At 65.0% G+C, this 16,133-nt stretch carries 16 protein-coding genes; 6 read left to right on the plus strand and 10 right to left on the minus strand.

The annotated features are described in order from the left end of the window. Nucleotides 1–66: 66 nt before the first annotated feature. A complete protein-coding gene (locus tag ACQR13_RS09875; protein WP_315749195.1) occupies nucleotides 67–1,611 on the minus strand; it encodes an acyl-CoA synthetase in 1,545 nt (514 codons plus the stop codon). A 177-nt stretch (nucleotides 1,612–1,788) separates the two neighbouring features. Beyond that, on the minus strand, nucleotides 1,789–2,598 hold the full coding sequence (locus ACQR13_RS09880) for a crotonase/enoyl-CoA hydratase family protein (protein ID WP_315749194.1): 810 nt from the start codon (nucleotides 2,596–2,598) through the stop codon (nucleotides 1,789–1,791). A 102-nt stretch (nucleotides 2,599–2,700) separates the two neighbouring features. On the opposite strand from ACQR13_RS09880, the gene ACQR13_RS09885 reads away from it, so the two are divergent. Next, nucleotides 2,701–3,576 (plus strand): SDR family oxidoreductase, encoded by an 876-nt coding sequence (locus ACQR13_RS09885; protein WP_315749193.1) that lies wholly within the window; start codon nucleotides 2,701–2,703, stop codon nucleotides 3,574–3,576. A 132-nt stretch (nucleotides 3,577–3,708) separates the two neighbouring features. Continuing rightward, nucleotides 3,709–5,289, plus strand: a complete 1,581-nt coding sequence (locus ACQR13_RS09890) for a fatty acid--CoA ligase (RefSeq protein ID WP_434841563.1) — start codon at nucleotides 3,709–3,711, stop codon at nucleotides 5,287–5,289. 189 nt (nucleotides 5,290–5,478) lie between these two features. Here ACQR13_RS09890 and ACQR13_RS09895 read toward each other — a convergent pair whose 3' ends face one another. Beyond that, entirely contained in the window at nucleotides 5,479–6,753 is a 1,275-nt protein-coding gene (locus ACQR13_RS09895; RefSeq protein ID WP_434841564.1) for an acyl-CoA dehydrogenase family protein, read from the minus strand. Nucleotides 6,754–6,919: 166 nt separating this feature from the next. On the opposite strand from ACQR13_RS09895, the gene ACQR13_RS09900 reads away from it, so the two are divergent. Then, nucleotides 6,920–7,699 carry an enoyl-CoA hydratase-related protein gene (locus ACQR13_RS09900; RefSeq protein WP_315749190.1) on the plus strand — a complete coding sequence of 260 codons (780 nt, stop codon included), beginning with the start codon at nucleotides 6,920–6,922 and terminating at the stop codon, nucleotides 7,697–7,699. Nucleotides 7,700–7,943: 244 nt separating this feature from the next. Here the strand turns inward: ACQR13_RS09900 and ACQR13_RS09905 are convergent, their stop codons facing one another. The 3 genes from ACQR13_RS09905 to ACQR13_RS09915 are packed head-to-tail and all read right to left on the minus strand — an operon-like array spanning nucleotide 7,944 to nucleotide 10,110. Continuing rightward, entirely contained in the window at nucleotides 7,944–8,330 is a 387-nt protein-coding gene (locus tag ACQR13_RS09905; RefSeq protein ID WP_315749189.1) for a DUF6285 domain-containing protein, read from the minus strand. Next, the gene (locus tag ACQR13_RS09910; RefSeq protein ID WP_316170574.1) at nucleotides 8,330–9,319 is read right to left on the minus strand and encodes a phosphotransferase family protein; all 990 of its coding nucleotides are present in this window, start codon (nucleotides 9,317–9,319) and stop codon (nucleotides 8,330–8,332) included. The genes ACQR13_RS09905 and ACQR13_RS09910 overlap by 1 nt, the downstream gene beginning before the upstream one ends. Then, nucleotides 9,316–10,110, minus strand: coding sequence for an enoyl-CoA hydratase/isomerase (locus ACQR13_RS09915; protein ID WP_315749186.1), 795 nt, complete (start codon nucleotides 10,108–10,110; stop codon nucleotides 9,316–9,318). Before ACQR13_RS09915 ends, ACQR13_RS09910 begins: the two co-directional genes overlap by 4 nt. A gap of 178 nt (nucleotides 10,111–10,288) precedes the next feature. Here ACQR13_RS09915 and ACQR13_RS09920 point away from each other — a divergent pair, with 178 nt between their 5' ends. Together ACQR13_RS09920 and ACQR13_RS09925 are read left to right on the plus strand one after the other, a co-directional pair. Next, the gene (locus ACQR13_RS09920; protein WP_315749184.1) at nucleotides 10,289–11,068 is read left to right on the plus strand and encodes an SDR family NAD(P)-dependent oxidoreductase; all 780 of its coding nucleotides are present in this window, start codon (nucleotides 10,289–10,291) and stop codon (nucleotides 11,066–11,068) included. Nucleotides 11,069–11,236: 168 nt separating this feature from the next. Further along, the gene (locus ACQR13_RS09925) at nucleotides 11,237–12,070 is read left to right on the plus strand and encodes an alpha/beta hydrolase (RefSeq protein ID WP_316202260.1); all 834 of its coding nucleotides are present in this window, start codon (nucleotides 11,237–11,239) and stop codon (nucleotides 12,068–12,070) included. A 66-nt stretch (nucleotides 12,071–12,136) separates the two neighbouring features. Here ACQR13_RS09925 and ACQR13_RS09930 read toward each other — a convergent pair whose 3' ends face one another. After that, a complete protein-coding gene (locus tag ACQR13_RS09930) occupies nucleotides 12,137–12,427 on the minus strand; it encodes a hypothetical protein (protein WP_434841565.1) in 291 nt (96 codons plus the stop codon). Between the two features lie 177 nt (nucleotides 12,428–12,604). Between ACQR13_RS09930 and ACQR13_RS09935 the strand changes: the two genes are divergently transcribed. Further along, nucleotides 12,605–13,216, plus strand: coding sequence for a flavin reductase family protein (locus ACQR13_RS09935; RefSeq protein ID WP_315749182.1), 612 nt, complete (start codon nucleotides 12,605–12,607; stop codon nucleotides 13,214–13,216). A 30-nt stretch (nucleotides 13,217–13,246) separates the two neighbouring features. On the opposite strand, the gene ACQR13_RS09940 is transcribed toward ACQR13_RS09935, so the two are convergent. From ACQR13_RS09940 to yghU, 3 genes are all read right to left on the minus strand, one after another. Then, nucleotides 13,247–13,576, minus strand: a complete 330-nt coding sequence (locus tag ACQR13_RS09940) for a cytochrome c (protein WP_315749181.1) — start codon at nucleotides 13,574–13,576, stop codon at nucleotides 13,247–13,249. A 5-nt stretch (nucleotides 13,577–13,581) separates the two neighbouring features. After that, nucleotides 13,582–14,781: a molybdopterin-dependent oxidoreductase gene (locus tag ACQR13_RS09945; protein ID WP_434841566.1), complete on the minus strand. Its 1,200-nt coding sequence runs from the start codon at nucleotides 14,779–14,781 to the stop codon at nucleotides 13,582–13,584. A gap of 345 nt (nucleotides 14,782–15,126) precedes the next feature. Next, a complete protein-coding gene (gene yghU / locus ACQR13_RS09950) occupies nucleotides 15,127–16,002 on the minus strand; it encodes a glutathione-dependent disulfide-bond oxidoreductase (protein WP_434862787.1) in 876 nt (291 codons plus the stop codon). Nucleotides 16,003–16,133: the final 131 nt, after the last annotated feature.

The raw sequence follows: 16,133 nt of genomic DNA on the forward strand, positions 1-16,133 counted from the left end.
AGAGGCGTCGCCTGCCCTATTCAATGTCGGTCTCGCCTCCTTTCGCCGCCAAGTGCGGGCCCATCATCATATTTTCCGCCCCGCCTGCTCCCAATGGGGATCGCGCAGCCGCCGCTTGAAGATCTTGCCGGAGTCCTCGCGCGGCAGCTTCTCGTGGATCTCGATGTGCTTGGGCACCTTGTAATCGGCCAGCGACGCTCTCAGCCGGGCCCTCATCTCCCCAATGTCAAGCGTCACGCCCGGCTGCGGCTCGACCACGGCCATCAGGGCTTCTCCGAACTCGGCATCTGGGATGCCGAACACGGCGCAATCATGCACGCCGGGCACGGCATGCAGCACGGCTTCGATCTCGGCGGGATAGATGTTTACGCCGCCAGAGATCACCATGTCGCGCTTGCGGTCGCACAGGAAGACGTAGCCCTCGGCATCCATGTAGCCGACATCGCCCGAGGTGATGAAGCCGTCGCGGTCGATCTCGGCACGCTTCTCCGGCTTGTTGTGATAGGTGAAATCCGGATTGCCCGCGATGCGCGAATAGATCTCGCCGATCTCGCCCTGCGGCAGGATGCGACCGTCCTCGCCGAGAAAGCGCAGCTCCGCGCCCGGCGAGACCTTGCCGACGGTGCCGGGCTTGCGCAGCGCGTCCTCGGAGGTCGCGAAGGTCACGGCACCGGATTCGGTCGAGCCGTAGAACTCGTAGATGACCGGCCCCCACCAGTCGATCATCGCGCGCTTGACGTCGGCCGGGCACGGCGCGGCAGCGTGAATGACATGGCGCAACGACGAGACGTCGTAGCGGCGGCGAACCTCCTCCGGCAGCTTCATCAGCCGGATGAACATGGTCGGCACCATGAAGATGGTATCGATCCGCTCTGTCTGGATGACGTCGAGAAACGCCTCCGGCTCGAAGCGCGGCATCAGCACCAGCGCGCCGCCGAGCCGGCCCGCCCGCAGGCCGAAGGCGTTCGGCGCCGAATGATACAGCGGCCCCGGCAGCAGCGCGCGCGCGTTCGGCTTCAGCCCGTAGATCAACGCGCGCATGCGCTCGGCCGAGGCGGCCTGCTCCACCGTCGGCGCATTGCGGCGGACGCCCTTGGGATGACCGGTCGTGCCGGAGGTGTAGATCATGTTCTGCGGCTGCGGCACCTGCGGCCCTTCGTAAGGGCTCTGCTGTGTCAGCCAGCTTTCCAGGTCGGTCGCGAACTCCGGTGTTGCGAGCAGATCCGCGTCGATCTTGTAGTTGGACAGGATCTCCGGCGGCGTCGGCACGCTGAGCACGGTGCCTCCAGGTGGAATCAGGCCGCGAAGCTGATGCAGCAGATCGGCGTGACCGATCAGCACCTTGGTCGCGGAGTCCTTGAGGATGTAGTCGATCTCCTCCGGCTTGAAGTGCCAGTTCACCGGCACGCCATAGGCGCCCAGCCGCATCGCGCCATAGGCCGCCTCGATGAAGGCGATGTCGTTGCGCATCAGCATGCAGACGCAATCGCCCTGGCGTACGTCGAGCTGCGCGAGGCCGCTGGCGATCCGCGCGGCGCGGTCGGCGATTTCGGCGTGGCTGCGCCGGCGCTCGCCGGAGATGATGCCGCAGAACAGGGAGGACGTTTCCATTTTCTTTGTTATCCGATCTGGCGTCGGTTTGAGTTTCCGCCATCAATCCGGGGCGATGCGCCGCGACAAAACGGCGGTGCCGTTTTGCGCGGAGCATCGAACTCAGGTGCGCAGTTGCGCACCGGAGAATCTCGAGATTCCGGGCCTGCTCCTTCGGAGCATCCCGGAATGACGGACTCAATCCGCAAACTTCGGCGCGCGCTTCTCGATGTTGGCGCGCACCGATTCGAGCTGGTTCGGGCTGCCGATCAGCTTCTGCTGCTCGACCGATTCGGCGAGCAGCGCCGGCCCCGGATCGACCGAGAGATTGTTCAGCATCCGCTTGGCGGCGCGGATCGCATCCGGATTCTTGCCGGCGATCTCACGCGCGGTCTCCAGCGCAGCCGCGCGCGGATCGGCGCAGATGCGGGTGACGAGGCCGTAGGACTGGCCTTCCTCCGGCGAGAACACCCGGCCCGTGTAGGTCAGCTCGCGCAGGATGTCGTCGCGCATCAGGGTGGCCAGGATCGGCGTGCCCGCCATGTCGGGCACCAGACCCCACTTGATCTCCATGATCGACATCTTGGTGTCCGGCGCGACGTAGCGCATGTCGGCGCCGAGTGCGAGCTGGAAGCCGCCGCCATAGGCGACGCCATGCACTGCAGCAATCACCGGCACCGGCAACTGCCGCCAGCCCCATACCGCTTGCTGCGCGAAGTTGGCCTTGCCGTGGGTGCGAATGGTGAGGTCGCGCTTCTCGCCGCCGGGTATGCCGTTGCCGCCGGAATCCTTCATCGCCGCGAAGCGGCCCATGTCGAGGCCAGCGCAGAAGGCCCGGCCCTCGCCGGACAGCACCACCGCCCGCAGGCCCTTCTCCTTCGACAGCCGGTCGGTCGCCGCGACCAGCGCCTCGAACATCTCCATGTCCAACGCATTCATCTTGTCGGCGCGAACCAGGCGAACATCGGCGACGCCGTCCTTGATCTCGATCGCGAGGCGGTTGTCCATCGAGCGGTCTCCCTACGGATGTCTTTGTGACTTTACAGAAGGCTGTCGGAGCGATTTAGTCAATCGACCAATTAACTCACAACATGTCAGGCGGAAACTCCCATGTTCAAGGACAATCTCCTCGAAGGTCGACGCATTCTGGTGACCGGCGGCGGCACGGGCCTTGGCAAAGCGATGGCTGCACGCTTCCTGCAACTCGGCGCCGAAGTGCATATTTGCGGCCGGCGGAAAATCGTCTGCGACGAGACCGCGACCGAACTGATGGACCTCTACGGCGGCCGTGTGACCAGCCATGGCGTCGACATCCGCAATGCCATGGCGGTGGAGGACATGATCGAGGCCATCTTCCAGGAAGGCGGTCTCACCGATCTCATCAACAACGCGGCCGGCAACTTCATTTCCCGCACCGAGGAATTGAGCCCGCGCGGCTTCGATGCCGTCGCCAACATCGTGATGCACGGCACGTTCTACGTGACGCACGCCGTCGGCAAGCGCTGGATCGCCGCGAAGCAGCCGGGCAACGTCGTGTCGATCACGGTGACCTGGGTGCGCAACGGCTCGCCTTACGTGGTGCCCTCGGCGATGAGCAAGTCAGCGATCCACGCCATGACGATGTCGCTCGCGACTGAATGGGGCCGCTACGGCATCCGCCTCAACACCATCGCACCCGGCGAAATCCCGACCGAAGGCATGAGCAAGCGCATCAAGCCCGGTGACGAGGCCGGCGCGCGGACCAAGGCGATGAACCCGATGGGTCGCGTCGGCACCATGGAGGAGCTGCAGAACCTCGCGGTGTTCCTGATCTCCGGCGGCTGCAACTGGATCAACGGCGAGACAATCGCGATGGACGGTGCCCAGGCGCTGGCGATGGGCGGCAACTTCTATCAGCTGCGCGACTGGAGCGACGACGACTGGACCAAGGCCAAGGAGTCGATCAAGGCGCAGAACGAAAAGGATCGCGCGACGCGCACGAGCTGATGGCTCAATCACCCTGTTGATCGGCGACCTGCTCCCTGTAGACTGATCGAGAGATGCTTGCTCCGGCGCAATCCGGGGCGAGGACCACGACAAGACATCGAACAAAGAACAAGACGCAATCGGAGGGGAAACATGTCCGTCACGACGGCAGCGTCGACGCTCGTCGACGTCGTGCGCAGGCAGGCGGAAGCGCTTGGCTCCGCCACCGCCTATGAGTTCGAAGGCCGCCTCACCAGCTTCGCCGCATTCGACCGCAAGACCAACCAGGTTGCCAACGCGCTGAAGGCGATCGGCATCAAGCCGCATGAGCGAATCGCCTATTTCGGCAAGAACAGCGACATCTATTTCGAGCTGCTGGTCGGCGCCATGAAGGCCAACGTCGTCATGGCGCCGGTAAACTGGCGCCTCGCCGGTCCCGAGGTCGCCTTCATCGTCGAGGACTGCAAGGCGCCTGCCCTGTTCGTCGGTCCCGAGTTCGTCACGATGATCCGCAACATCCGCGACCAGATTCCGAGCGTGCGGCACATCATCACCACCGAAGGCGGCGCGCCGGAATGGCAGGACTACACGGCTTGGCGCGACGCGCAGAGCGCCGACGATCCCGGCGAGGCGATCACGCCGCAGGACATCGCGCTGCAGCTCTACACCTCCGGCACCACCGGCAAGCCGAAAGGCGCGATGCTGTCGCACGCCAACTTCCTCAACCTCGTCAACACCGGCAATCCCGAGGAGAAGCCGGACTGGAATAAATGGACGACCGACGACGTCTCGCTGATCGCGATGCCGATCTTCCACATCGGCGGCTCCGGCTGGGGCCTGATGAGCCTCTACCACGGCGCCCGCGGCGTGATCGCGCGCGAGTTCGATCCCACGAAGATCCTCGACTTCTTCGAACAGTCCGGCATCACCAAGCTGTTCATGGTGCCCGCCGCGATGCAGTTCGTGGTCCGGCAGCCGCGAGCGCGGCAGGTCGACTTCTCGCGGCTCAAATACATGCTCTACGGCGCCTCGCCGATCCCGGCGGCGCTGCTGAAGGAATGCATCGAGGTGTTCAAATGCGGCTTCGTGCAGATGTACGGCATGACCGAGACCACGGGCACCATCATCGCGCTGCCGCCCGAGGATCACGTCGAAGGGCTGGAGCGGATGCGCTCGGCCGGCAAGCCGCTGCCGGGCGTCGAAGTCGCGATCATCGATCCCTCGGGCAACCCGCTGCCGCCGCGGCAGGTCGGCGAGATCGCCACCCGCTCCGGCTCCAACATGACCGGCTACTGGAACCTGCCGGAGGCGACCGCACGCACGCTCGGCAAGGACGGCTGGCTGCGCACGGGTGATGCCGGCTACATGGACGAGGACGGCTACGTCTACATCCACGACCGCATCAAGGACATGATCATCTCCGGCGGCGAGAACATCTATCCGGCCGAGGTCGAGAGCGCGATCTGCGACCACCCCGATGTCGCCGAGGCCGCCGTGATCGGCATTCCCGACGACAAATGGGGCGAGGCCGTCAAGGCGATCGTCGTGATGAAGCCCGGCAAGCGCGCCACCGAGACCGACATCATCAATTTCACCCGCACCCGCATCGCCGGCTTCAAGACGCCGAAGAGCGTGGACTTCCTCGACGCCCTGCCGCGCAATCCGTCCGGCAAGATCCTGCGGCGGAATCTGCGCGACCCGTACTGGGCGGGCAAGGATCGGCAGGTGAATTGATCAAGAACGAGGTGCTCGCTGAGACATTCTGGATCGCTTCGCCACGCTCGCGATGGCGTGGAGAGAGGGTACGCTCCTTCCACGCCGTCATTGCGAGGCGCCCTTGCGCCGAAGCAATCCAGGGGCCAAACAACAAGGTCTGGATTGCTGGCTGACGCTCACGATGGCCGCCTTCAAACTACAACCGCCTCACCTCTTGTTCACCCCCATATACCCGAACAGGAAGCCCGCCACCTTGCGCATCTGGATCTCCTCGCTGCCTTCGGTGATGCGGTAGCGGCGGTGGTGGCGGTAGATGTGCTCGAACGGCTTGTGGCGCGAGTAGCCCATACCGCCATGAACCTGGATGGCGCGGTCGGCCGCCTCGCAGCACAGACGGTTAGCCCAGTAGTTGCACATCGAGACCTTGTCGGAGAGTGTGTGCTCGACCTGCGCCTGGGTGAGCTGGTCCATCTCCCAGGCGGTCTTGCGGATCAGCAGCCGCAGCATCTCGGCCTGCGTCGCCAGCTCGACCAGCGGCCACTGGATCGCCTGGTTCTCGGCCAGCGCCTTCCCGAACGGTTTGCGCTCACGCGCGTAGTTCACGCTCTCATTGATGCAGAATACGGCCGCACCGAGCGAGCTCGCCGCCTGCCGGATGCGGTTCTCGTGCACGAAGCACTGCGCCAGCGACAGGCCGCGACCGACTTCGCCGAACTGCGCATCCTCCGGCACGAACACGTCGGTGAAGCTGACCCGCGGATGGTCGGTCGGCATGTTGAAGGTCCAGAGATACTCCTCGACCTTGACGCCCTCGCTCTTGGCCGGCACCAGGAAGCAGGTGATGCCGCGCGCATCGCCGTCATTGCCCGAGGTGCGCGCGAACAGCGCGCAATGGGTGGCGACGTGCATTCCCGTCGTCCACATCTTCTCGCCGTTGATCAGCCAGCCCTTGACGTTGTCGCGGGTGGCTGGGACGGCCTTCGTCTCCATGTGGGTTGCGTCCGAGCCGTGATGCGGCTCGGTGAGACCGAACGTGATGCGGTACTTGCCGGTGATCGAGCCGTCGACCATCGCTTTCTGGTCGTCGCGGCCATAGCGGTCGAGCATGGTGACGATCGGCAGATTGCCGACGATCGAGTGCTCGTTCTGCAGGTCGTTGTGCAGGCCGAGGCCCTTCGAGGCGAAATGCTCGCGGATCACCGCCATCCAGAGGTTCGAGCCGTCCTTGCCGCCGTAGCGCTTCGGGATCGCAAAGCGCAGGTGCCCGGCCGCGTCGGCACGATCCTTGGCCTTGCGCAGCAGCTGCTCCCACTCATGCCGCGGCAGGCCGCCATTCTCGAAATCGGTGCGCGCCCATTCGCGACGATGATCGAAGAAGCGGATGTTGTCGTCGGCCTGCTCCAGCGGCTTGATCTCGGCGGCGATGAAGCGATCGAGCTCGTCGAGGTAGGCGACCAATTCCTTCGGCAAGGAAAAATCCATGGCGTGTCTCCCTGTGCGTTTCGTTGTTGTTCTTGGTCCTGATGGGCGCGACCTCCCGTCGCGCGCTTGTGGCGCGCAGCGCCGTTGCGTATTTGGATGACTGCGACACCTGCGCAGGCGCTAAGTTGATGCGCGACAACCAATCAGAAAACAGGAGGAACGGCCGATGGAGCTGAAGTTTTCGAGAGTGACGCGCAAGGGGCCGATCACGATCGTCACCCTGGCGCGCCCCGAGGTCTACAACGCCCTGCACATCGAGGCGCATTACGAGCTCGAGCGCGTGTTCGACGGCTTCGCCGCCGATCCCGAGCAATGGGTGGCGATCGTCACCGGCGAGGGCGACAAGGCATTCTGCGCCGGCAACGATCTGAAATGGCAGGCGGCCGGCGGCGCGCGTGGCTGGGGCAAAAGCGGCTTCGGTGGACTGACCTCGCGCTTCGATTGCGACAAGCCGCTGATCGCGGCCGTCAACGGCGTTGCGATGGGCGGCGGCTTCGAGATCGCGCTGGCCTGCGACCTGATCATCGCCTCCGAGAACGCGACCTTCGCGTTGCCCGAGCCGCGCGTCGGCCTCGCCGCGCTCGCCGGCGGGCTGCAGCGGCTGCCGCGCCAGATCGGCCTGAAGCGCGCGATGGGCATGATCCTGACCGGCCGCCACGTCGGCGCCCGCGAGGGCCACGAGCTCGGCTTCGTCAACGAGGTCGTACCGCAGGGCGAGGCGCTGGCGGCCGCGGAGCGTTGGGCCGAGACCATCGCCAAGAACTCGCCGATGTCGATCCGCGCCTCCAAACAGGCGATCGAGAAGGGCCTCGCGGTGTCGCTGGAGCAGGCCATCACCGAGCAGCGCGACTACGCGGCGGTGCAGGCGATGATCCACTCGCAGGACTATATTGAGGGGCCGAAGGCGTTTTCCGAGAAGCGACCGCCGAAATGGCTGGGGCGGTAGCGCATCGCCAAGGTGATCATTCCGGGACGCGCGGAGCGCGCGCCCGGAATCGGTGACCACGAACGGGAGTCTGGATTCCAGGCTCGCGACTGCGTCGCGCCCCGGGACGACGGCCGAGGTGATCGCAACGCCTGTCCAGCTCCCGCCGCCGTCATTGCGAGCGAAGCGAAGCAATCCAGAGTCCCACCGCCGAAGCAGTCTGGATTGCTTCGGCGCTGGCGCTCCTCGCAATGACGGCGGAGAGCTAAGCATCGCTGGTGCCCCTCCCCGCCTCGCGCCTGTAGGACGCGTAGTTGGGCTGATCGACAGCGAGCTTGTCGAGCGTGGTCTGCCAGAGGTGGTCCTTCAGTCCCGGCGTGCCGAGATCGACGGCACCACTGGCGATCTGCTCGGAAAGCGCACGATTCAGTTCGAGCAAGTCACCGTCTCGTCTCAATAGCTGTTTCAGCCGCGCGTGCTCCGCGGCATCCGCCGGAGCAGCCTGCGTCAACTGCCGCACCACCAGATCGAGCGCGTTGATTCCCACGCGCAGCTTGAACGCCGGGTGCCCGGAGATCAGCGGCGCGATGTCGGTGCGCAGGAAATCCGCGACCGCCTTCGCCAGCTCCGTCGCCGTCGGTTCGTCCTGCATCAGCCCTCTCCTCTCGGCGCCAGCAGCCGCAGCAGATCGATCTCTGTCTCCGACGCGCGGCGGCCGATCATGGCGCGCTCCATCGAGTGGTCGGGACCCAAGCGAAACCGCTGCATCATGCCGCAACACATCACGCCCCAGCGCAACGTGCCCATGACCTCCCAGAACTTCACCCTGCCGGCATCGACCTTGCGGCCAGCGGCCTCGTAGCCCGCGTACAGCTCCTCACGCGAGCCAAAGCCGCCGACGGGCTTGTCGATCTCGCCGAAGCGCCAGGAGTTGACGCAGATCCAGCCGAGATCCTCCATGGGATCGCCGAGATGGGCGAGCTCCCAGTCGAGCACAGCGCGCACCCCGTCGGGGCCGATGATGAGATTGCCGTTGCGGAAATCGCCATGCACCAGCGTCACCTCCGCCGAGGGGCCGGGATCGTTGTGCGACAGCCAGCGCAGCGCGAGATCGAACACCGGGCGCGGCCAGTCGAAGCTTTGATATTCGCGCGCGAGCTCCGCGATCTCCCTGGTCGCGTTCATCTCGCGCAACGCGGGCAGCGTCTCGCGTCGAATCCCGTGGATGCCGGCAGCGATGCCGCCGAGCTGGCGCGCGAGGCGTGGCCGCGCCTCGGCGAATTCAGCATCGCGCAGGATCTTGCGCGCGATGGTCTCGCCCTCGACGCGGCGCATGATGAAACCGGCGCCGAGATCGTCCTCCGGCCGTAGCACGTGCAGTACCTCGGGCGACGGCACGCCGGCCGCACAAGCGAGCCGCATCAGCGCCGCCTCGTTGTCGAGCCCGGCGGCACGCCCGGGCGCGGCGCCGTAGCCCTTCGGCGAGCGGCGCAGGATGGCGCCGACATCACCACCGGGATGGACGATGTCGAAGCGCCACGTCTCCTGGCTGGCGCCGCCGGAGAGTTTCGCGGCGCCGCGCACGCCGGTCGCCCCCGGCATGAACGAGGCGACGCAGCGCGACAGCTCGGCCTCGATCATTGGCCCTTGAACTTGGCCGGGCGCTTTTCGAGGAACGCGGTGACGCCCTCCTTGAAATCCGACGTGCCGCCCGCGATGCGCTGCGACTGGAATTCGGCGTTGAGCTGCTCCTCGAATGAGTTCTCCGGGCTGTCCCAGTAAAGCTTGCGGATCTGCGCCAGCGCCACCGTCGGCCCGTTGGCGAGCTCGCGCGCGAGCTTCATCGTTTCCTCCTTGAGGGCCGCATCGTCATAGACGCGGTTGACGAGGCCCCATTGCAGCGCCGTCTCGGCCGGCAGCTTCTCGCCGAGCAGCGACAGCTCGATCGCGCGCGCCTTGCCGACGAGGCGCGGCAACAGCCAGGTCGAGCCGCAGTCGGGAACGAGACCGATGCGGCGGAAGGCTTGCAGGAAATACGCGGACTTCGCGCACAGGATCATGTCGCCCATCAGCGCGAAGCTCATGCCAGCACCGGCGGCCGGGCCGTTGACCGACGTCACGATCGGGCAATGCAGATTGCGCAAGCGGCGCAGGAACGGATGAAAGGCCGTCTCGAGCGCGGCGCCCGCATTGCTGCGGCCGGGCTTGGCCTGCGCATTGCGGCCCTGCAGATTGGCACCGGTGCAGAACGCTCGCCCCGCGCCGGTTACGACCAGGCAGCGCACCTCGGCCTTCTTCTCCTCGATCTCGTCGAGCGCCTCGGCGAGCCCGCCAAGCATGTCGATCGAGACCGCGTTCATGACCTCCTGATGATCGAGCGTGAGGACGGCGACGGGCCCGTCGAAATCGAGCGTGACGTGCTTGAACTGCATGTTTTCCTCTCAAGAGCTTTTCGGTCAGTGCATTCTTCGCCGCGGAAATTTGAAGCGCGGCATGGTTCTGTCAGCATATTTGATTTTTGCGCTTCGCTTGTCCATGGTTGGATCATCCCAATAACCGAAGCGGCGCGCAGCGCGCTCACATCATCACGGAAACGCCCAAGAGAACCCCATGAGCATGTTCGACCTCACCGGCCGTGTGGCCGTCGTCACCGGCGGCAATGGAGGCATAGGCCTCGGAATCGCCCAGGCACTTGCGTCCAGTGGCTGCAACGTCTCGATCTGGGGCCGCAACGCCGAGAAGAACAAGGCGGCTGCGGCGTCGATGGCCGCGGGGCCCGGCAGGGTCGATACCCATGTCTGCGACGTGACAAGCCCTGCTTCCGTCAACGAGGCGATGAAGGCGACACTCGACACCTTCGGTCGCGTCGACGGCTGCTTTGCCAACGCCGGCATCGGCGGCGGCGGCCGCAAGCCCTTCATCGAGCGCAGCGAGGAGGAATGGCGCACAATGTTCGCGACCAATCTCGACGGCGTCTTCCATGCCTTCCAGGCCGCCGCCAAGCACATGACCGCGCGCGCCGAAGCCGGCGATCCGTTCGGCCGCCTGGTCGCGACCTCCAGCCTCGCCTCGCTGTTCGGCACCGCGCGGAACGAGCACTATGCGGCAACCAAGGCGGCAATCAATGCGCTGTGCCGCGCGCTCGCCGTCGAACTCGCACGCCACGGCGTCACCGCGAATGCGATCCTGCCTGGCTGGATCAAGAGCGACATGACCGCAGGCATCATGGGAAACGAGAAGTTCGTTGCCAACGTCATGCCGCGTATCCCGGTGCGCCGCTTCGGCGAGCCGTCGGATTTCGGCGGCATCGCCGTCTACCTCATGAGCAAGGCATCGTCCTATCACACCGCCGACTGCCTCGTGATCGACGGCGGCTATACCGCATTCTGACCGGCAGCAGCGACCGGCGGGCCGGTGCTCCGGTCCGCCGACCCCGGATTTGTTCCACATCCGTATTCCAAGATTTCCGAAATTTAATGCTGTCCGGGCTGCCACGCCCTCGTGACCTCGGCGTTGTCCCTCATCACATGACGAGGAGAAGACGAGGGGAAGGAAGCCATGAAGCGCGGCGTGACGGTTTTGGCCTGTGTGTCTGCCCTGACTGTGGCCGGCTATTTCGCCATTGCGAAGTGGGGCATCCAGCACGAGAGCCGTGAATTTTTCGACGCCGAGCGGCAGCGGCCGATCACGGTCGACGTGGCCGTGCGCACGGATTACGAGATGAAGGCCAATGCCGGGCTGTGGCGGCTGCCGGTCGCCATCATCAGCAACGGCAACACAGTGAAAAACACCGAGTACTCCTTCCTCGCGAACGTGTTCGCCGCGCGCGGCTACCTTGTCGCCAGCGTCCAGCAGGACCTTCCGACTGATCCGCCGCTCGTCACCAAGGTCGGGATGCCTTATGTCGGCCGGCTCGACGTCTACCGGAAAGGCGAGGCCAACATCCTCTGCGTGCTGAACGAGATGAAGAAGCGTCATCCGAATGCCGACTACGATCACCTGACCCTGGTCGGCCACTCCAATGGCGGCGATACCGCGATGTATTTCGCCAAGGAGCATCCGAACATCGTCTCGCAGGTGGTGACGCTCGACAATCTGCGCGTTCCTTTCGTTATCAGGGACAAGCTCAAGATCCTGTCGTTCCGCTCGGATGATCCGCAGTTCAAGACCGACCCCGGCGTTCTGCCAACGCATGTCGACAAGAAGAGCGGCATCGACATCATCAAGACCGAGTTCCAGCACACCTGGATGAGCGACCGCGGCCCCTACACGGCGCGGGAACGGATCCAGGCGACGCTCGACAAATATCTCGGCGGCGATGCGACGAGCGAACTGGCCCCGGCAGACACCGACAATCTGATCGTGACCAACGGCGCAGCGGCCCTGCCCTGATCTGACGACACCTCAGCGCTGGCGTGCGATGGCAGCTGCGCAATCGCGCAGCTGCCATCGCAGGCGTCAGTACTGCGGTTTCTTGACCGGTGGGCCGTTCTTATTCCCCGGCATGCCCTTGATGTTCGACGGGTCCTGAGCGCTGACGTCCGGATTATGGCGGTTGATCGTGGACGAGCCGACGGTGCCGCCTTTCGTCTCAGTGCCCGGTCCGTTCTTGTTGCCAGGCGCGCCCTGGATGCCTGCTCCGGAATTCTGCGCACTCGGCGGCGGCGTGGTCTGTGGGCTGCCCTGCGCCAGCGCTGACGTGGCCGAGACGACGAATGCGCAAGCAATCAGACCGATCATTGGCTTCATGGGCGACCTCCATTTGTAGTTGCCGTGCTGTCCGAACGTGGCGCCGGCGGAGCCGTTCCCGGAAACATGGAATTTCCCGCGACGACGCCGAGGTGCGCACCCCTGCCCGCTTTATTGGCTTCCTGATCGCGTCGCGGCCCACTACGGTCGGGGAACCGACGCATCAGAGGCCTCTACATGGAATACCTCGCCACCGATCTCAGCCCGCGCGAGCGCTACAAGATCCTGACCTCCTTCGTGCTGCCACGGCCGATCGCCTGGGTTACGACGAGAGGCGAGACCGGGGTGGTCAACGCCGCACCGTTCTCTTTCTTCAACGTGCTCGGCGAGGACCCGCCGCTGTGCGTGTTCGCGATCAACCTGCGGCCGGACGGCCGGATCAAGGACACGCTGGTCAACATCCGCAGCTCAGGCGAGTTCGTGGTCCACATCACCGACGAGCCCCTGGCGCAGGCGATGCACGAGACCGGCGGCGACTTTCCGCCCGAGATCGGCGAGCCGGATCACCTTGGGCTCAAGCTCACACCGTCCCGGATGATCGGCGTTCCGCGGTTGGCGGAGGCGCCGTTCGCGATGGAGTGCAAGACCTGGCAGCTCATCGACGTCAATGGCGATCGCGTGCTGGTGCTCGGCGAAGGCCTCGCCTTCCACATCCGTGACGAATTGTGGGACACCGAGAAGATGCGGGTCGAGATGGAGTTGTTCCATCCTGTCGGGCGCATGTTCGCCGACCGCTATTGCCGCACCGACGACCGGATGGATTTCCCGCCGGCCAAGGGCGCCAGCTGAGCGTTCGATGGCTTCCGCCGGCGCGAAACGTCAGTAGGTCGCGGCGAGATAGTCGACGATCTTGCCGACATCGGATTCATCGATCGGAGCACCATAGACCTTGATCATCTTGGTGACTTCGGCCTGCCAGAACTCCTTCTTGTTCTGCATCGGCGGCTGCGTCTTGATGTAGTCGGCGGAATGGCAGGCCGCGCAATTGCCCTGCACGACGGCGAGATCGGGCCCCGGCTTGAAGGCCGCCGTCTCCTGCGGAACCTTGTAGTTGACCGGTGCTGCGGTGAGGGAGACGGATGTGCCGGCAAGGCAGCCAAGTCCGACAGCCAGCATGACGAGGAGGAAGGACGTCCGTTGCATGGTCATTCTCCTCAGGCGGCCGTGACGCGGACGGTTTCGACGACATTGCGCAGATAGCCGGCCGGGTTCCAGCGTGGCGTCTCTGGCTGAGTCTCGCCCGAATTGCTGGTGGCCCGCACCTTCAGATCGTGGGACCCCGGGGCAAGCTTCACCGCCAGCTTCCACTCCCGGAAGGAATACTTCCCGAGGTCCTTGCCGAGCTTGGCATCGGTCCAGGTCTGGCCGCCATCGGTCGAGACCGCGATCTGCTTGATCCCGCTTCCGCCGTCGAATGCGATGCCGCGCAGCGTCGCCGTGCCCGCCTTCAGCTTCGCGCCATCGGCCAGGCTGGTGATGAACGAGCGGACCGTAAAGCGATTGATCGGAATCGTCGCCTTCGGCGCGGTCCCGGGCTCGATCGCATTGTTCGGCGTGTCCGGAATCCGATAGGCCGATTTCATCCAGAAGCCGTCGAACACGCTGTCGATGACGGTGATCTCGTTGAGGTGCTTGACCCAGTAGGTGCCGTAATAGCCCGGCACGATCAGGCGCAGCGGAAAGCCGTTGAGGAACGGCAGGTCCTCGCCGTTCATGCCATAGGCGAGCATCACCTCGCCGTTCATGGCGTGATCGAGGTCGAGCGCCTTGACGAAGTCCGGCGTCTTGTCGATCACCGGGCCGTCCATACCGTTGAAGGTGACCTGCTTCGCGCCCGTCTGGACGCCCGCCATCTCGAGCACGGCCTTGAGCGGCACGCCCCGCCAGCGCGCATTGCCCATGGCGCCGTTGCCAAGCTGGCCACCTGCGACGCGCGGCTCGAAGAAGCCGCGGCTGTTGCCGGAGCATTGGTTGACGGCGACGATCTCGGTCGCCTTCATCTTGCGGATGTCCTTGAGCGACAGCTTGAGCGGCTTGTCGACCTTCCCCTTGACCGCGAGCGTGAACTTGTCCGGATCGAGATCGTAAGGCAGGCCCGCCAGATGATAGCGGACGAAGAAGGCATTGTTCGGTGTGATCACGCCGTCATTGAACACCCCGAATGGCGTTTCGAGTTGCGGCGGCCGGCTGGTCAGGCCGATCATCGGCCGCTTCTGCGGATACTTCACCAGCGGGCGCTCGCCGTTGGCGAAGGGCAACGTCACGGTGTCCTCGGCCAGCGCGCGAGTCGCGCCAAACCCGCCCAGCAGCGCCGCCAGCCCTGCTCCCTTGAGCAGATCACGTCTGTCGATCATGGCTCTCCCTCCGGAGTGGTCGTTTGGAACCCGCGGTCATCAGCGCCGGCTCTCATCGAAATCTGGCGGCATGCACGGCCGCTGCGAATTGATCGTTGCACATTCTCTCACTGCGAGAAAAGCCGCGAACGTCCGCAATCATAGCATCGCAGCGCGGCAACGGCCGAGACTTCGCACGTGCAACAAGAGCAATCGTGCATCGAACCGCAGGGGGGCAATCGGGGCCGTCAGGCGGCGCGTGCCCACCGACGGCGCTGGCGAGGGACGACGTTGGGCACGGCGCGCTCCACGGTTGTTGCACGCCGCAATGAGCTCGCCGCTCCTTTGTGCACCCTACACGCGCAACTATGTGCCCTGCCCGATCTTGTCCTGCGTCTTGGTGTCGAAATCGCTGGCGTCGTGGCGCTCGTGGAGCTGGCTTTTGGGATCGCCGGAGACGCGGTTGACCATGCGGCCGCGCTTCACAGCGGAGCGCTGCGCGATTTGGTCGGTCCAGCGCTGGACATTCTTGTAGTCCTGCACCGAGAGGAACTCGCCGCCTTCGTAGAGCAGGCCCTTGGCGAGCGCGCCGTACCACGGCCACACCGCGATGTCGGCGATGGTGTAGTCGGGGCCGGCGAGATACTCGCTTTCGGCCAGGCGGCGGTCGAGCACGTCGAGCTGGCGCTTCACCTCCATCGCGAAGCGGTCGATGGCATACTCGATCTTGGTCGGCGCATAGGCATAGAAGTGGCCGAAGCCGCCGCCGAGATAGGGCGCAGCCCCCATCTGCCAGAACAGCCAGGACAGGCATTCGGCGCGCTTGGCCGGCTCGGTCGGCAGGAAGGCGCCGAACTTCTCGGCCAGATAGACCAGGATCGCGCCGGACTCGAACACGCGGATCGGTTCCGGCCCGCTGCGATCCAGCAGCGCCGGGATCTTGGAATTGGGATTGATGGCGACGAAGCCCGAACCGAACTGATCGCCCTCGCCGATCCGGATCAGCCAGGCGTCATATTCGGCGCCGCTGTGGCCGAGCGCCAGCAGCTCCTCGAGCATCACTGTGACCTTTACGCCGTTCGGCGTTCCCAGAGAATAAAGCTGCAAGGGATGACGACCGACAGGCAATTCCTTCTCGTGCGTCGGACCTGCGATCGGCCGGTTGATGTTGGCGAAGCGGCCGCCGCTGGCCTTGTTCCAGGTCCAGACCTTGGGCGGCACATAGCTGTTCTGTTCAGACACGGCAGACTCCGGCGTGAGCGTCAGGAGCGAGCGTTTTAGGCGCATATGCCGTCGAGCGGAAGCCACGCTGCGCGCGGGCGCCATCAGCATTTTCTGCATTGCGCGGTCGAACCTGCGATGACAGAACGGAG

This window comes from Bradyrhizobium sp. HKCCYLRH3059 (assembly GCF_051168035.1).
Taxonomy (GTDB): Bacteria; Pseudomonadota; Alphaproteobacteria; order Rhizobiales; family Xanthobacteraceae; genus Bradyrhizobium.

Bases quoted from the DNA above. Each gene is read 5' to 3' on its own strand.
- ACQR13_RS09885 (WP_315749193.1), top strand. From the start codon at position 2,701: ATGTTCAAGGACAATCTCCTCGAAGGTCGACGCATTCTGGTGACCGGC.
- ACQR13_RS09925 (WP_316202260.1), top strand. From the start codon at position 11,237: ATGAAGCGCGGCGTGACGGTTTTGGCCTGTGTGTCTGCCCTGACTGTG.
- ACQR13_RS09895 (WP_434841564.1), bottom strand. From the start codon at position 6,753: ATGGATTTTTCCTTGCCGAAGGAATTGGTCGCCTACCTCGACGAGCTC.
- ACQR13_RS09890 (WP_434841563.1), top strand. From the start codon at position 3,709: ATGTCCGTCACGACGGCAGCGTCGACGCTCGTCGACGTCGTGCGCAGG.
- ACQR13_RS09940 (WP_315749181.1), bottom strand. From the start codon at position 13,576: ATGACCATGCAACGGACGTCCTTCCTCCTCGTCATGCTGGCTGTCGGA.
- ACQR13_RS09880 (WP_315749194.1), bottom strand. From the start codon at position 2,598: ATGGACAACCGCCTCGCGATCGAGATCAAGGACGGCGTCGCCGATGTT.
- ACQR13_RS09935 (WP_315749182.1), top strand. From the start codon at position 12,605: ATGGAATACCTCGCCACCGATCTCAGCCCGCGCGAGCGCTACAAGATC.
- ACQR13_RS09910 (WP_316170574.1), bottom strand. From the start codon at position 9,319: ATGATCGAGGCCGAGCTGTCGCGCTGCGTCGCCTCGTTCATGCCGGGG.
- ACQR13_RS09920 (WP_315749184.1), top strand. From the start codon at position 10,289: ATGAGCATGTTCGACCTCACCGGCCGTGTGGCCGTCGTCACCGGCGGC.
- ACQR13_RS09915 (WP_315749186.1), bottom strand. From the start codon at position 10,110: ATGCAGTTCAAGCACGTCACGCTCGATTTCGACGGGCCCGTCGCCGTC.
- ACQR13_RS09875 (WP_315749195.1), bottom strand. From the start codon at position 1,611: ATGGAAACGTCCTCCCTGTTCTGCGGCATCATCTCCGGCGAGCGCCGG.
- ACQR13_RS09900 (WP_315749190.1), top strand. From the start codon at position 6,920: ATGGAGCTGAAGTTTTCGAGAGTGACGCGCAAGGGGCCGATCACGATC.
- ACQR13_RS09930 (WP_434841565.1), bottom strand. From the start codon at position 12,427: ATGAAGCCAATGATCGGTCTGATTGCTTGCGCATTCGTCGTCTCGGCC.
- ACQR13_RS09945 (WP_434841566.1), bottom strand. From the start codon at position 14,781: ATGATCGACAGACGTGATCTGCTCAAGGGAGCAGGGCTGGCGGCGCTG.
- ACQR13_RS09905 (WP_315749189.1), bottom strand. From the start codon at position 8,330: ATGCAGGACGAACCGACGGCGACGGAGCTGGCGAAGGCGGTCGCGGAT.